At 66.6% G+C, this 14,877-nt stretch carries 10 protein-coding genes; 3 read left to right on the top strand and 7 right to left on the bottom strand.

Going from position 1 to position 14,877, the window contains the following annotated elements:
• Window positions 1-24: 24 nt before the first annotated feature.
• Together mfd and L0976_RS00145 are read right to left on the bottom strand one after the other, a co-directional pair.
• Window positions 25-3,537 (bottom strand): transcription-repair coupling factor, encoded by a 3,513-nt coding sequence (mfd, locus tag L0976_RS00140; protein WP_234185534.1) that lies wholly within the window; start codon window positions 3,535-3,537, stop codon window positions 25-27.
• A complete protein-coding gene (locus tag L0976_RS00145) occupies window positions 3,534-3,842 on the bottom strand; it encodes a succinate dehydrogenase assembly factor 2 (RefSeq protein ID WP_234185535.1) in 309 nt (102 codons plus the stop codon). Before L0976_RS00145 ends, mfd begins: the two co-directional genes overlap by 4 nt.
• A gap of 106 nt (window positions 3,843-3,948) precedes the next feature.
• On the opposite strand from L0976_RS00145, the gene recG reads away from it, so the two are divergent.
• Window positions 3,949-6,054 carry an ATP-dependent DNA helicase RecG gene (gene recG, locus L0976_RS00150; RefSeq protein WP_234185536.1) on the top strand — a complete coding sequence of 702 codons (2,106 nt, stop codon included), beginning with the start codon at window positions 3,949-3,951 and terminating at the stop codon, window positions 6,052-6,054.
• A 79-nt stretch (window positions 6,055-6,133) separates the two neighbouring features.
• Window positions 6,134-6,349: a hypothetical protein gene (locus L0976_RS00155; protein ID WP_203318903.1), complete on the top strand. Its 216-nt coding sequence runs from the start codon at window positions 6,134-6,136 to the stop codon at window positions 6,347-6,349.
• Between the two features lie 42 nt (window positions 6,350-6,391).
• Here the strand turns inward: L0976_RS00155 and L0976_RS00160 are convergent, their stop codons facing one another.
• The 5 genes from L0976_RS00160 to L0976_RS00180 all read right to left on the bottom strand — a co-directional run bounded on the left by L0976_RS00160 (window position 6,392) and on the right by L0976_RS00180 (window position 12,691).
• On the bottom strand, window positions 6,392-7,099 hold the full coding sequence (locus L0976_RS00160) for a DUF502 domain-containing protein (protein WP_203318904.1): 708 nt from the start codon (window positions 7,097-7,099) through the stop codon (window positions 6,392-6,394).
• A 37-nt stretch (window positions 7,100-7,136) separates the two neighbouring features.
• Complete coding sequence (locus tag L0976_RS00165; RefSeq protein WP_234185537.1) at window positions 7,137-7,631, bottom strand: GNAT family N-acetyltransferase; 495 nt, start codon at window positions 7,629-7,631, stop codon at window positions 7,137-7,139.
• Window positions 7,628-9,454, bottom strand: a complete 1,827-nt coding sequence (gene glmS / locus L0976_RS00170) for a glutamine--fructose-6-phosphate transaminase (isomerizing) (protein WP_234185538.1) — start codon at window positions 9,452-9,454, stop codon at window positions 7,628-7,630. The genes L0976_RS00165 and glmS overlap by 4 nt, the downstream gene beginning before the upstream one ends.
• Before the next feature lie 127 nt (window positions 9,455-9,581).
• A complete protein-coding gene (glmU, locus tag L0976_RS00175) occupies window positions 9,582-10,961 on the bottom strand; it encodes a bifunctional UDP-N-acetylglucosamine diphosphorylase/glucosamine-1-phosphate N-acetyltransferase GlmU (protein ID WP_234185539.1) in 1,380 nt (459 codons plus the stop codon).
• 80 nt (window positions 10,962-11,041) lie between these two features.
• Window positions 11,042-12,691 (bottom strand): Na/Pi cotransporter family protein, encoded by a 1,650-nt coding sequence (locus L0976_RS00180; protein ID WP_234185540.1) that lies wholly within the window; start codon window positions 12,689-12,691, stop codon window positions 11,042-11,044.
• Window positions 12,692-12,974: 283 nt separating this feature from the next.
• On the opposite strand from L0976_RS00180, the gene L0976_RS00185 reads away from it, so the two are divergent.
• A complete protein-coding gene (locus L0976_RS00185) occupies window positions 12,975-14,870 on the top strand; it encodes a peptidylprolyl isomerase (protein ID WP_234185541.1) in 1,896 nt (631 codons plus the stop codon).
• Window positions 14,871-14,877 lie beyond the last annotated feature (7 nt).

Consider the following 14,877-nt stretch of genomic DNA (forward strand, 5'->3'; position numbering starts at 1 on the left):
ATCCTCTCGGCCCTTGTGCCCCGCTCAGTTGCCCTGCTTCGCCAGCCCCGCAAGCTGCGTCATCACCTGCGCCGCGCCCGTCAGGCGCTTTTCCGGCGTCGGATAGTCGCGGGCGAGGAAGAGGCTCTGGTCCGGCCTGATCTTGACCAGCGCGCCCTGCCTGGCGATGTAGCCGACCAGTGCCGTCGGGTTCGGGAATTCCTTGTTGCGGAACTGCACGACGACGCCCTTCGGGCCGGCATCGAGCTTCTCGACATTGGCCACGCGGCAGAGCGACTTGATGTAGACGATCTTCAGGAGATGCTGCACCTCGATAGGCAACGGGCCGAACCGGTCGATCAGTTCCGCGCCGAAGGCGTCGATGTCGCCAAGCTCGGTGATCTCGCCGAGGCGGCGGTAGAGGCCGAGGCGCAGGTGCAGGTCCGGCACGTAATCATCGGGGATCATGACCGGCGTGCCGACGGAAATCTGCGGCGACCAGCCGCTGTCGGCGACCTCCTCGTCGCCCTTGATCTCGGCGACGGCCTCTTCGAGCATCTGCTGGTAAAGCTCGAAGCCGACCTCCTTGATATGGCCGGACTGTTCCTCGCCGAGAAGGTTGCCCGCGCCGCGGATGTCGAGGTCGTGGCTGGCGAGCTGGAAGCCGGCGCCGAGCGTGTCGAGCGATTGCAGCACCTTGAGGCGGCGTTCCGCCGTGCCCGTCAGCGTGCGGTTGACCGGCAGGGTCAGCAGCGCGAAGGCGCGCACCTTGGAGCGGCCGACGCGGCCGCGCAGCTGGTAGAGCTGGGCGAGGCCGAACATGTCAGCACGGTGGATGATCATCGTGTTCGCCGTCGGCACATCGAGGCCGGATTCGACGATGGTCGTCGAGAGCAGCACATCGTAGCGGCCTTCGTAGAAGGCGTTCATGATGTCTTCGAGTTCGGTGGCCGGCATCTGGCCGTGCGCGACGGCCACCTTCAGCTCCGGCACGTCCTGCCGCAGGAAATCGTGGATTTCCGAGAGGTCGCTGAGGCGGGGGCAGACGTAGAAGCTCTGGCCGCCGCGATAGTGCTCGCGCATCAAGGTCTCGCGGATGACGAGCGGATCGAAGGGCGAGATGAAGGTGCGCACCGCCATGCGGTCGACCGGCGGCGTGGTGATCAGCGAGAGCTCGCGCACGCCCGTCATGGCGAGCTGCAAGGTGCGCGGGATGGGCGTCGCCGAGAGCGTGAGGACGTGCACGTCGCTCTTCAGCTCCTTCAGCCGCTCCTTGTGCTTCACGCCAAAATGCTGCTCCTCGTCGATGATGAGGAGGCCGAGATTGGCGAATTTTATGGAGCTACCGAGCAGCGCATGGGTACCGACGACGATATCCGTCCTGCCCTCGGTGAGTTCCTTCTTGGTGAGCGCCAGTTCCTTCGAGCCGACGAGGCGGGAGGCCTGCTGCACGCGGATCGGCAGGCCCCGGAAACGGTCGCAGAAGGTCTTGAAATGCTGGCGCGCGAGCAGCGTCGTCGGCACGACGACGGCAACCTGCACGCCGTTCATCGCCGCGATGAAGGCGGCGCGCAGCGCCACTTCCGTCTTGCCGAAACCGACGTCGCCGCAGACGAGGCGGTCCATCGGCCGGCCGGCGCCGAGATCCTCGCGCACGGCGTCGATGGCGTTCGCCTGGTCGTCCGTCTCGTCATACGGGAAGCGGGCGGCGAATTCGTCATAGACGCCTTCCGGCGCCGCCAGCACGGGAGCATGGCGCACAAGGCGCGCGGCGGCGATCTGGATGAGGCCGCTCGCCATGTCGAGCAGGCGCTTCTTGAGCTTGGCCTTGCGCGCCTGCCAGGCGACGCCGCCGAGCTTGTCGAGCAGCGCATCCGTGCCTTCGCCCCCATAGCGCGAGAGGAGGTCGATGTTCTCGACGGGCAGGAAGAGCTTGGCGTCGTCCGCATAGACGAGTTCGAGACAGGCATGCGGCGCGCCGGCGGCCTCGATGGTGCGCAGGCCGACGAAGCGGCCGATGCCGTGCTCGGCATGGACGACAATGGAGCCTTCGTCGAGGCCGGCGACCTCGGTGATGAAATCCGCGCCACGCTTGCGGCGCTTGGCGCGCCGCACCATGCGGTCGCCAAGGATGTCCTGCTCGCCGATGACGACGATGTCGCCCGCCTCGAAGCCGCTTTCGAGGCTGAGGACGGCAGACCCCGCCTCGCCCGGCTTCAGCTTGCGCAGATCGCCGAATTTCTCGACGGGCACGACATTGCCGAGCCCGTGTTCGGCAAGCACCTGCAGGAGGCGATCCAGCGAACCTTCCGACCAGCCCGTCACCAGCACCTTGGCGCCGGACGCCCGCTTGTCCGCGATATGCTTCACGGCCTGGTCGAAAACGTTGACGCGTGCGCCGTCCGCATCCTCGCTGCCGGCCGGCCGCGCCCAGCGCATGCCGGGCCGCGCCTCGAGGGTCTCGACATGGCGCGCCTCGCCCTCGTGCTCGTTGAAGGGGGAGAGACGGATGGCGTTTCGCTCGTCGATTTCGCGGGCGAAGCGCTCGGCGTCGAGATAGAGAAGGCCCGGCGGCACCGGCTTGTAGGGCGTCGCCTGCGCCACCTGACCCTTGCCGGGCGTGGCGGAGGCAAGGCGCGCGTCGTAATAGTCGCGCACGAGGCGCGAGCGCTCGACCGCCGCCTCGCGCACCGTGTGGTCGGTGACGAAGCGAAAGCCTTCCAGATAGTCGAAGGCGGTTTCGAGCTCGGCGTAGAACAGCGGCAGCCAGTGCTCCATGCCGGGATAGCGCCGCCCTTCGGAAACGGCCTGGTAGAGCGCGTCGTCGCGCGTCGCGGCGCCGAAGGAGGAGAGATACTGCTTGCGGAAATGCGAGATCGTCTCCGGCGTCAGCGTCACCTCGCTCATCGGGTTGAGGTCGAGGGCGCGCGCCTGCCCGGTCGTGCGCTGGCTGACGGGGTCGAACGCGCGGATCGATTCCAGCGTGTCGCCGAAGAAATCGAGGCGCACCGGCTCCAGGCTGCCGGGCACGAAGACGTCGAGAATGCCGCCGCGCACGGCAAATTCCCCTACCTCGCGCACCGTGGCGACGCGCTCGAAGCCGTTGCGCTCCAGCCGCGCGGCGATGTCGTCCATGCGGACCTGGTTGCCGGGCCTTGCGGAAAAGGCAAGGTTCTCGATGACCATCCGCGACGCCGTCTTCTGCAGCATGGCATTGACCGTGACGAGCACGATGGCCGCATGCGGCTTCTTCCGGTGGGCGATCAGCGCCGAGAGCGCGGAAAGCCGGCGCGCGGAGACTTCGGCGCTCGGCGAGACACGGTCGTAGGGAAGGCAGTCCCAGCCGGGCAGCGTCAGCACGGGAATATCGGGTGCGACGAAGCCGAGCATCTGTTCCAGATCGGAAATGCGCTGGCCGTCCGAGAGCACATAGGCGACGGGGCCGGTCTTGCGGGCGAGATCGGCGAGGATCAGCGGCTCGACCCCGGAGGGCACGGCGCCGATGGTCATCGGCCGGCCGGCGCCGGCAACGCGTTCAGGGGAAAATCCGGGAATCATGCGCTGGTGTCTTTGAAGAGCGGCGAAAAATCGGGGCGGTAGGCGGCGATGCGCGGGAAGAGGCCGTCGCGGAACGCGTCCGGCACCGGCTTCTCGCCGGTCACCCACTTTATGAGGTCGTTATCCTCCTCGGCCATGATGCGCTCCAGCTCATCGAGCTCGGCCTCGCCGAGCGTCGCGATCTCCGCATCGGCGAAGGCGCCGAGCACCAGGTCCATCTCGCGGATGCCCCTGTGCCAACAACGGAAGAGGATGCGCTTGCGGCGCGGGTCGATCTCGGCGCTCGAGCGTGTCGTTCCCGTCATGATCGTCCTCGCTTTCCAGCCCTCGGTGCAATTGGCGCTTCTATAGACCGGCAAAAGCCGCTTGTCAGCCTTGCCAAAGGCATGATCTCCGGCGATTTTGCCCGCCATGAGACCTGCCCTGCTCGATCCGCTCTTCGCACCCCTCTCCTCGCTCCCCGGCATCGGCCCGAAGCTGGGCGACCTCTTCGCGCGCCTGCTCGGCCAGGAGAGCATCGAGGATTGCCGCGTCGTCGACCTCGTCTTCCATTTCCCGCATTCGATCGTCGACCGTCGCAACCAGCCGGGCATCGCCAATGCGCCGCCGGGCGTCATCGTCACCATCACCGGCCGCGTCGACCGCCACCAGCCGCCGCCGCCCGGCCGGTCGAGCCAGCCCTACCGCGTCTTCCTGCACGACGAGACCGGGGAACTGGCGCTCACCTTCTTCCGGGTCAAGGGCAACTGGCTGGAAAAGGCGCTGCCCATCGATGAAACCGTCGTGGTGAGCGGCAAGGTCGACTGGTTCAACGGCCGCCCCTCCATGGTGCATCCCGACTACATGGCGCGGCTCGGCGAGGCCGACAGCGTGCCGCTGGTCGAGCCGGTGCATGGCCTCACGGCCGGCCTGACATCCCGCGTCCTGCGCAAGGTGGTGGAGGCCGCCATCGCCCGCGTGCCGCATCTGCCGGAATGGATCGACGCGACGTTGCTGCAACGGCAGGGCTTTCCGTCCGCCTTCGACGCCTTCCACCGCCTGCACGATCCGCGCGACGAGACGGACCTCGACCCGCAGGCCCCCGCCCGCCGCCGCCTCGCCTATGACGAATTCCTGGCCGGCCAGATCTCGCTCGCCCTCGTGCGCCAGCGCCTGCGCAAGGTCGCCGGCCGGCCGGTGACCGCGACCGGCGCGCTGAGCCGCCCGGTCATCGACGCCCTGCCCTTTTCGCTGACGAACAGCCAGCAGACGGCCATCGGCGAGGTGCTGAAGGACATGGCGGGCGAGCAGCGCATGCTGCGGCTCCTGCAGGGCGATGTCGGCGCGGGCAAGACGGCGGTGGCGCTGATGGCGATGCTCGCCGCCATCGAATCCGGTGGGCAGGCCGTGCTGATGGCCCCGACCGAAATCCTCGCCCGCCAGCATTTCGCCACGCTCTCCCGCATGGCGGCACCGGCCGGTGTCACCATCGACGTGCTGACCGGTCGCACCAAGGGCCGCGAGCGCGACGCCATCCTCGAACGCATCGCCTCGGGCGAGACCCAGATGGTCATCGGCACCCATGCGCTCTTCCAGGAGAACGTCGCCTACAAGGACCTCGTGCTCGCCGTGGTGGATGAACAGCACCGTTTCGGCGTGCACCAGCGCCTGCGCCTGACGGCAAAGGGCATCTCTCCGCACATGCTGGTGATGACGGCGACGCCCATCCCGCGCACCCTCGTCCTCGCCGCCTTCGGCGACATGGACGTCTCCAAGCTCACGGAAAAGCCGGCCGGCCGCAAGCCGATCCAGACCGTCGTGGTGCCGCAGGAGCGCACCGGCGACATCGTCGATCGCCTGCGCGCCGCGCTTGCCGAAGGCAAGAAGGCCTACTGGATCTGCCCGCTGGTCGAGGAATCCGAGGAAAGCGACCTCATGTCCGTCGAGGAACGGCACGCGACGCTCGCCGGTATCTTCGGCGATGCCGCCGGCCTCGTGCACGGGCGCATGAGCGGGCCGGAAAAGGACGCCGCCATGCTCGCCTTCAAGAACGGCGAGACGCGGCTGCTGGTCGCGACGACCGTCGTGGAGGTCGGCGTCGACGTGCCGGATGCCTCCATCATGGTCATCGAACACGCCGAGCGCTTCGGCCTTGCCCAGCTCCACCAGTTGCGCGGGCGCGTCGGACGCGGCGAGGAAGCATCGAGCTGCATCCTGCTCTACAAGGGGCCGCTCGGCGAGAACGGCCGTGCGCGCCTTTCGATCCTGCGCGAGACGGAGGATGGCTTCCGCATCGCCGAGGAGGACCTGAAGCTGCGCGGCGAAGGCGAGCTGCTCGGCACCCGGCAGTCCGGCACGCCGGGCTTCCTCGTCGCAAGCCTCGAAGCGCACGGCGATCTTCTCGAAATCGCCCGCAAGGACGCCGCCTATCTTCTCGAGCGCGACCCGGAGCTGACGGGCGAGCGGGGCGAAGCGATCCGCACCCTGCTCTATCTCTACCGCCGCGACGAGGCGATCCGCTTCCTGCGCGCCGGTTGATACCCACAAAATCGTGATTTCGCCGGGACTGCCCGTGAAGGCATACTTCTTCCCGCATCAGCGAAAAAGGAGAAATGCCATGAAGACAGTTCTCGCAGTCGCGGCGACGCTTGCCCTTTCCGCCTCCGCAGCCTTTGCGGATTGCGCCTGGCACAACAAGATCTCGGCCGAAGCCAAGGTCGACAAGACGATCACCACCGCCAGCGTGACCACGACCGAAAAGCAGTCCCGCCTGCCGGCACAAGCCGACCGGATCATCCTGGACGAACGGCAGAACGCCGTCGTCGAGGAATAGGCATGCCGAGCCGTCCCGCCCGCGGGGCGGCTCGCCCTTTTCCTATCCCTTCTTCCGGGACTTCGCCTTGGCCTTGCGCTGCTCCTCGCTTTCGATGAGCTCCAGCGACTTTTCCGGCGGCGTGACGAGACCGACCGAGATGATGAGCTTGGCGGCGTCCTCCGCGCTCATGTCGAGCGGCACGAGCTTTTCCCGCGGCACGTAGACGAGGAAGCCGGCCGTTGGAAACGGGGTCGGCGGCAGGAAGCAGGCGACCATGTCCTTGCCCATGGACTTGAACTTCGTCGCGATCTCGCCGCGCGCGTCCGTCGCCACGAAGACGATCGACCACAAGCCGGCGCTCGGATATTCGATCATCGCCGCCCTGTTGAAGGACGTGCCCTTGTCCTTCAGCACCGTCTCGAAGATCTGCTTGAGGCTCTTGTGCACCGTGCGCACCAGCGGCGTGCGGTTGAACAGCGAATCGCCGAACTCGACGATCGTCCGGCCGATCAGGTTCTTGCCGAGGAAGCCTATGAGCGTGATGAACACCAGCGCGATCAGGAGGCCAAAGCCCGGAATGGCGAACTGGAAGTAGTTTTCCGGATTGTAGGGCGCCGGAATATAGGGCTTCACCCAACTATCCGCCCAGTGGATGAAGGTCCAGGTCAGCCATATGGTAATGGCGATCGGCGCGCAGATGACGAGGCCGGTGAGGAAATTGTTGCGCAGCCGCATGGCAAGCGACTGTCTCGGGACAAGGTCGGTCATCTGTCGTCCAGTGTGGGGCGGTGGCGTGGGAGGCCGCTCAACCGTAGAAACCCGGATGATAGGAAACCGTTCCCTCGCCGTAAACCGGAGAAAACGCAACGCGCATGAAATACTCGGGGGGCACCCCGTCCAGCGTCAGTCTCGGATCCTGTGCGAAACCGAAACGGCTGTAGTAGGCGGGATCGCCGAGCACGACGCAGCCACCTGCCCCGGCGGCCTTCAGCCGATCGAGCCCTTCGCGCGCAAGCCTTCCGCCGATCCCCTTCCCCTGGCGGGGCGGGTCGACCGAAAGCGGCCCGAGGCCGTACCAGTCCCGGCTTCCGTCGGAAATCCTGACCGGCGAGAACGCGACATGGCCGACGACCATCCCGCCCTCCTCCGCCACCAGCGAAAGCGTCAGGGCACCGGCGGCCCTGAGACGGTCGATGACCAGATGTTCGGTGCCATCGGCATGGGGCGCCGTCCGGAACGCCGTTTCCGTCAGCGTGCGGATCGCGTCGATGTCGCCTTCGCGTTCCGGCCGGACGATCATTCCACCGTCACGGACTTGGCGAGGTTGCGCGGCTGGTCGACGTCCGTGCCCATGAAGACGGCCGTGTGATAGGCCAGGAGCTGGATCGGCAGCGAATAGATCATCGGCGCGATGATCTCGTCGACATTGGGCAGCACGATGGTCGCCATCGTCGGAAGCTTCGAGGCGGCCGCGCCCTTCTCGTCGGTGATGAAGACGATCCGGCCGCCGCGCGCCGCCACTTCCTGCATGTTCGAGACGGTCTTCTCGAAGAATCGGTCGTGCGGGGCGATGACGATGACCGGCATGTTCTCGTCGATCAGCGCGATGGGGCCGTGCTTCAGCTCGCCGGCGGCATAGCCTTCGGCGTGGATATAGGAGATTTCCTTGAGCTTCAGCGCGCCTTCCATCGCCAGCGGATAGCTGGTGCCGCGTCCGAGATAGAGCACGTCCTTGCATTTCGACAGGTCGCGCGAAAGCTGCTCGATGGCCGGCTGGATGGTGTTGAGCACACCGGCCATGATGCGCGGCATCTCGGCAAGGTGGCGCACGAGTTCCTTCTCCTCCGCCTCGCCGAGCGTACCGCGCGCCCGGCCCGCGCCGATGGCGAGCGCGGCGAGGACGGCGAGCTGGCAGGTGAAGGCCTTGGTCGAGGCGACCCCGATTTCCGGGCCGGCGAGGATCGGGAAGACCGCGTCCGATTCGCGGGCGATGGTCGATTCCTTCGTGTTGACCACGGCGCCGATCTTCAGCCCGCGCTCCTTGCAGTAGCGAAGCGAGGCGAGCGTGTCGGCGGTCTCGCCGGACTGGGAGATGAAGAGCGCGGCCGAAGCCGGATTGAGCGGGATCTCGCGGTAACGGAACTCCGAGGCGACGTCGATCTCGACCGGCAGGCGCGCATAGCGTTCGAACCAGTACTTGCCGACGAGGCCCGCCAGATAGGCGGTGCCGCAGGCGGAAATGGCAAGGCTCGGCACCCTGGCAAAATCGATGTCGCCGGCAACGGGTCGCACCGTCTGCGCAAGGAAGTCGACATAGTGGCTGAGGGCATGGGAGATCGCCTCCGGCTGCTCATGGATCTCCTTCTCCATGAAGTGCCGGTGGTTGCCCTTGTCAATGAGATAGGCGGCGGCGGAGGAAACCTGCCTTGCGCGCTCGACGCGATTGCCGTCGGCATCGAAGATGAAGGCGCCCTCGCGGCCGATCACCGCCCAGTCGCCATCGACGAGGTAGCTGATCTCGTTGGTGAAGGGCGCGAGCGCGATGGCGTCGGAGCCGAGGAACATCTCGCCGCGGCCATGGCCGATGGCGAGCGGCGGACCGTTGCGCGCGGCCATGATGGTCGACGGATCGTCCTCGAAGATCACGGCGAGCGCATAGGCGCCGGTGACGCGCCGAAGCATGGCATGCATCGCCTCGCGGCGGCCGAGGCCCTCGCGGCGATATTTCGCGATGAGTTGCGCGACGACCTCCGTATCGGTCTGCGTGGTGAAGGTGGCGCCGCCGGCGACCAGCTCGTCCTTCAGCTCGGAGAAGTTCTCGATGATGCCGTTGTGCACGACGGCGACGCCGTCGACGAAATGCGGATGGGCGTTGCCTTCCGTCGGCGCGCCATGCGTCGCCCAGCGGGTGTGGGCAATGCCGATCGTGCCGGCCAACGGCTCTTCCGAAAGGCGCTTTTCGAGGTTGAAGAGCTTGCCTTCGGCCCGGCGGCGGGCGAGCCGTCCGTCGACGACGGTGGCAACCCCGGCGGAATCGTAACCCCGGTATTCAAGGCGCTTCAGCGCATCGACAAGCCGACCTGCGACAGGCTGGTTTCCGACGATACCGACAATTCCGCACATGGCGCGCTCCCATTCCTATCCGACGCATTTCATTGCGTTCTTTTCGTAGAGTTTTTTTTCTGCGGCGCAACATGGGCCCGCTCACTTTCGATTGCAGGCGTTAACGTGGGCGCGCCCAATCGACGTGTTAGGGCGCCGCCTTCTTTTTCGCGTCCTTGATCGCCTGGTTGCGCGCACGGATCAGCGCCGCGCGGCCCTCCTTGTTCTCCTGCCGGGCGCGGCCGAAGGCGACGGCATCGTCGGGCACGTCGGCCGTGATCACGCTGCCCGAGGCGATATAGGCGCCGTCGCCGATGGAGACCGGCGCGACCAGCGCCGAATTGGAGCCGATGAAGGCGTCCGCGCCGATGCGCGTGACATGCTTGTTGATGCCGTCATAGTTGCAGGTGATGGTGCCGGCACCGATGTTCGTGCGCGCACCGATGAAGGCATCGCCGATATAGGTCAGATGGTTGACCTTGGCGCCCGCCCCGATCTCCGCCTTCTTCACCTCGCAGAAATTGCCGACCTTCGCGCCCTCGCCGAGATTGGCACCCGGCCGCAGGCGCGCATAGGGGCCGACCTCGGCGCCGGCCGAGACATGCGCACCCTCGACATGCGAGAAGGAATGGATGACGGCGCCGCTCTCGACCGTCACGCCCGGCCCGAAGACGACGTTCGGCTCGATGGTCACGTCGCGGCCGATCTCGGTGTCATAGGCGAGGAACACGGTTTCCGGCGCGATCATCGAAACGCCGTCGAGCATCATCTCGTGCCGGCGGCGCTGCTGCCAGAGCCGTTCGATGACGGCAAGTTCGGCGCGCGTGTTGCAGCCGGTCAGTTCCTCCTCGGGCGCCTCCACGGCGACCGCCCGGCCGCCCGCCGCGCGCACCACCTCGACGATGTCGGTGAGATAATATTCGCCCTTGGCGTTGCTGTTGCCGATCCGGCCGATGAGATCGAGCGCCTTGCGCCCGTCGATGGCCATCAGCCCGCCGTTGCAATAGGTGATGGCGCGCTCGGCCTCGCTGGCATCCTTGTGCTCGCGGATCGCCACAAGCTCGTCGTTCTCGACGATCAGCCGGCCGTAGCCCGTCGGATCGGCCGTTTCGAAGCCGATGACGACGACATCCGCGCCATGGGCAAGCCCGTCCCGCGCGGCGACCAGCGGCGCTTCGGTGATGAGCGGCGTATCGCCGAAGACGACGAGCACGTCGTCATATCCCCTGGCAATCGCTTCACGCGCGGCAAGCACCGCATGGGCCGTGCCGAGCCGTTCGGTCTGGATATGGACGGAACTGCTGACCGCCGCGTTCCGCGCCGCAGCCTCGACCTTCTCCGCGTCGCGGCCGAGCACCAGCGCGATGTCGGAAATGCCGGCCCTGGCGAGGGCGTCGACCACATGGGCGATCATCGGCCGGCCGGCGACCGGGTGCAGCACCTTCGACTGCGAGGACTTCATCCGCGTGCTCTCGCCCGCGGCCAGGATGACGGCCAGGCAGTTGCGCTTCGTCCGGTCTGCGGTCATGGGAATCCCTCGTTCACCCGTCTTCGACGCCGTTCCTTAGCAAAAAGGCGCGGCCGGAGACAAAGGGATTTCTCCGCGCCTCAGTTCGACTTGCTGCGCAGGCGGCTTTCCGTCAGCAGGCCGTTCTCGTCGAGGATCGGATAGGCGACGGACACCAGATGCGCGTTGACGCGCTTGAGGTCGCGCAGCATGTCGAGATGCAGCGAGCTCGTCTGGAGGCTGTCGAGCCGTCCGTCGCGCAGCCGCTCCAGATGCCGCTCGGAAGACTGTTTCTCCATGCGCCGCACATCGACCTTCACCTCCATGAGCTGGCGGGCAAGGCCGGCATCGCGCGTGACGAAGATCGTCTGGGCGATACGCAGGTTCTCGATCGTCAGGTTGAAGAGGTTGTCGAGTTCCTTGTAGCCGTCGTCGGAGAATTTCAGCCCGTTGACGATCTTCTTGCGCACCTGCTCCTGCAGCCCCTTCTCGATGATGTCGCCGACATGCTCGAGATTGATGGCATAGTCGATGATGACGATCGAGCGGGCCGCGCATTCGCCGCTGACGCCCTGGCGGCCGAGGCGGGAGAGATAGATCTTCACCTCCTGCTGCAGGGTGTCGACCTGCCGCTCCAGTTCGCCGATGTCCTTCATGGGCGCAAGGTTGTTGTCGTTGAAGGCGCGCATCGTGCGGATAAGCATGGCCTCGATGAGATCACCGACGCGCAGGACCTCGCGCGTTGCGCCGGACAGCGCGACGACCGGGGTCGAAAGCGCCGAATCGTCGAGATATTTCGGCCCGTTGTCCTCGGGCTTCTCCTCCGGCACGAGCTTTTCCATGAGCCGCGAGAGCGGCCCCGAAAGCGGCCACATGATCAGCGCGACGACGAGGTTGAACGCAAGATGCACGTCGACCGGCAGCTTGGCGGCCGGAACGGGCAGCATGGCGAGGAGGTCCGCGACCTGACCCGCGAAGGGCAGCACCGCAAGGCACCCCACCCCGCGCACGAGGAGGTTGCCGAGCGTCACGCGGCGGGCGGACGCGGCGGCTTTCAGCGTCGCGATGACGGGCGGCACGGCCCCGCCGAGATTGGCGCCGAGCACGAGGATGACCGTCAGCGCCGGCGACAGGATGCCCATCGCCGTCAGCGACAGGATGAGCACGACCACCGCGAGGCTGGAGGAGGAGATGATGGCGAGCACGGTCGAGAAGGCGAGCGCGGCGGGCCACGCGTCGCCCAGGAGCGTCAGGAAGGCGGCGAGCGCCGGCGACTGGCGCATCGGCTCCGTCGCAAGGCCCAGGAGATGCAGCGAAAGCAGCATCAGGCCGATGCCGACGAGCGCCGAGCCGAGGCCCTGCCGGGCGGAGGAGCCGGAGGATTTGTAGAACAGCACGCCCACGAGGATGATGAAGGGCGAGATCGATTCGATGCCGGTCGCCACCAGCCAGGCCGTGACGGCGGTGCCGACATTGGCGCCGAGCAGCACGATCTGCGCCATGCGCGCGCGAACGAGGTTCTTTTCCACGAAGGAGGCGATCATCAGCGCGGTCGCGGTCGAGCTCTGCAGCGCGACGGTGGCGACGAAACCGGCGAAGAAGGAGCGGAACGGACCGCGCGTGCCGAGCGCCAGCCCGGAGCGCAGCTTGACGCCGAAGGCCCGCGTCATGCCGTCCTTCACCAGCGCGAGGCCGAAAAGCAGAAGCGCCACCGCACCGAAAAGGTTGATCATGACGATCGTGGATTCCACGTCTTGCCTCCTCACGGCCCCAAACAACGGTCGGACTCACCGGAACGATCCCGCATCCGAACATGAATTTTCAAATTATGACAGCGGAATTCAGCCGGAATATGCCAATAATTTCAGAAATTTTTCATTTGCCGGCAAAGGAAATCGACGCTTTACGACCGATTTGCGGCAGGCGTGTTTTTTGCCCCGCATCGCGCGCACGCTGCGCACTTCAATTCCCGCGAACTTTCCGTTAAGAGACGATCTCCGGCCGCATGGCCGCCGACATGAGGAAAGTTAGACGATGCTCGATGCCTTGAGAAGCGCCGCCCAGACCTGGGTGGCAAAAGCCCTGCTGATCGTTCTGGTCGGTTCCTTCGCGGTCTGGGGCGTTTCGAGCTCGATCGTCACGGGCGGGTCGAATGCCGTGGTCACCGTCGGCGACGTCAAGGTCTCGCCGACGGACTTCCGCCTCGCCTACGAGCGCCAGGTCGCGACCATGTCGCAGCGCTTCGGCATGCGGCTCAACGCCGAGCAGGCCCGCGCCTTCGGCGTCGAGAACCAGGTCTTCGCAGAACTCGTGGCGGGCGCCGCGCTCGACCAGCTCTCGCGCGACATGAACCTCGGCCTCTCGGAAGGCCGCCTCGCCCGCCTGATCGCCGACGACCCGGCCTTCCGCGGCGTCAACGGCCAGTTCGACCGCACCGCCTTCTCGGCGATCCTGCGCAATGCAGGCCTGCGCGAGAACGACTACATCAACAACCGCAGCCAGGTCGCCATCCGCACCCAGGTCGTGGAAGCCGTTTCCGATGGCTACAAGGCCCCCGACGTGCTGACCGGCGCGCTGCGCCAGTACCGCAACGAGGCGCGCACCATCGATTACCTGTTGCTCAGCAACGCCAATATCGACCCCGTGAAGGCGCCCGGCGACGACGTGCTCGCCCCCTGGTTCGAACAGAACAAGGCGAAGTACCGCGCGCCGGAATACCGCAAGTTCGTCTATGTCTCGCTGGAGCCGAAGGACATCGTCGAGACCGCCGCCATCACCGAGGATGCGCTGAAGGCCGAATATGAGCGGGTCAAGCAGAAGTACAGCACGCCCGCCACGCGCACCATCGAGCAACTGACCTTCAAGGACCGCGCCGCCGCGGACGCCGCTGCCGCCAAGCTCGCCGCCGGCACCGCCACCTTCGACGCGCTGATCGCCGAGGAAGGCAAGACCGCAGCCGACGTCCTGCTCGGCGACTTCACCAGGGACAACGTTCCCGACCGGAAGCTCGCCGATCCCGCCTTCGCCGTTCCCGCCGACGGCGGCACGACCCCGGTCATCGACGGCACCTTCGGCCCGATCATCCTGCGCGTGACGAACATCCGCCCGGAAACGACGAAGACCTACGACGAGGTGAAGGAAGAGCTGCGCAACGAGCTTGCGCTCTCGGAAGCCGCGGAAGGCATCCTCGCCGTGCACGACCGCTTGGAGGACAGCCGCGCCGAAGGCCTCAGCCTTGCCGACGCCGCCGCCAAGAACAACCTGAAGGCCATCACCGTCGAGGCCGCGGACGCCCAGGGCAACGACCCGAAGGGCGAGGAGATCGCCGGCCTCCCGGAAGAAACCGCCCTGCTCGGCGAGGTCTTCAAGACCGATGTCGGCATGGAAACCTCGCCGATCAATGTCGGCCGCGAGGGCTATGCCTGGTACGACGTGCTCGACGTGCTGCCGGAGCGCGACCGCACGCTCGACGAGGTACGCGACCGTGTCGTTGCCGACTGGACCGCTGAACAGCAGCGCCAGACCCTTGCCAGGAAAGCCGAGGAACTGGCCGGGCGCGTGCGCAAGGGCGACGCGCTTTCCGCAATCGCGGACGAGCTGGGCATGGCCGTCGAGAACAAGGCCGGCCTCCACCGCGGCGCGCAGGATCCGGTCCTGAGCCCGGCGGCCGTCGCCGCGGCCTTCGCCGGCCCGCTCGGCCATGTCGCCGCCACGCCCGGCGTCGATGGCGAAGGCCAGATCCTGCTCAAGGTGACCGAGGTGAATGCGGATGCCGCGACCGACGCGCTGTCGAACGACGAGCAGCAGATCCAGGCCGTCGCCCGCACCAGCGGCGACGACATCCTCGACCAGATGGTAAGCGCCCTGCAGACGACCTACGGCGTCTCCATCAACCGGTCGCTCGCCGAGCAGAGCATCGCGCGGCGCTAGGGGGACG

The organism is Shinella sp. NM-101, from assembly GCF_021401195.1.
Taxonomy (GTDB): Bacteria; Pseudomonadota; Alphaproteobacteria; order Rhizobiales; family Rhizobiaceae; genus Shinella.

Coding starts and splice junctions, on each gene's coding strand:
- L0976_RS00145 (WP_234185535.1), bottom strand. CDS start 3,842: ATGACGGGAACGACACGCTCGAGCGCCGAGATCGACCCGCGCCGCAAG.
- glmU (WP_234185539.1), bottom strand. CDS start 10,961: ATGACCGCAGACCGGACGAAGCGCAACTGCCTGGCCGTCATCCTGGCC.
- recG (WP_234185536.1), top strand. CDS start 3,949: ATGAGACCTGCCCTGCTCGATCCGCTCTTCGCACCCCTCTCCTCGCTC.
- L0976_RS00160 (WP_203318904.1), bottom strand. CDS start 7,099: ATGACCGACCTTGTCCCGAGACAGTCGCTTGCCATGCGGCTGCGCAAC.
- L0976_RS00165 (WP_234185537.1), bottom strand. CDS start 7,631: ATGATCGTCCGGCCGGAACGCGAAGGCGACATCGACGCGATCCGCACG.
- L0976_RS00155 (WP_203318903.1), top strand. CDS start 6,134: ATGAAGACAGTTCTCGCAGTCGCGGCGACGCTTGCCCTTTCCGCCTCC.
- L0976_RS00185 (WP_234185541.1), top strand. CDS start 12,975: ATGCTCGATGCCTTGAGAAGCGCCGCCCAGACCTGGGTGGCAAAAGCC.
- mfd (WP_234185534.1), bottom strand. CDS start 3,537: ATGATTCCCGGATTTTCCCCTGAACGCGTTGCCGGCGCCGGCCGGCCG.
- glmS (WP_234185538.1), bottom strand. CDS start 9,454: ATGTGCGGAATTGTCGGTATCGTCGGAAACCAGCCTGTCGCAGGTCGG.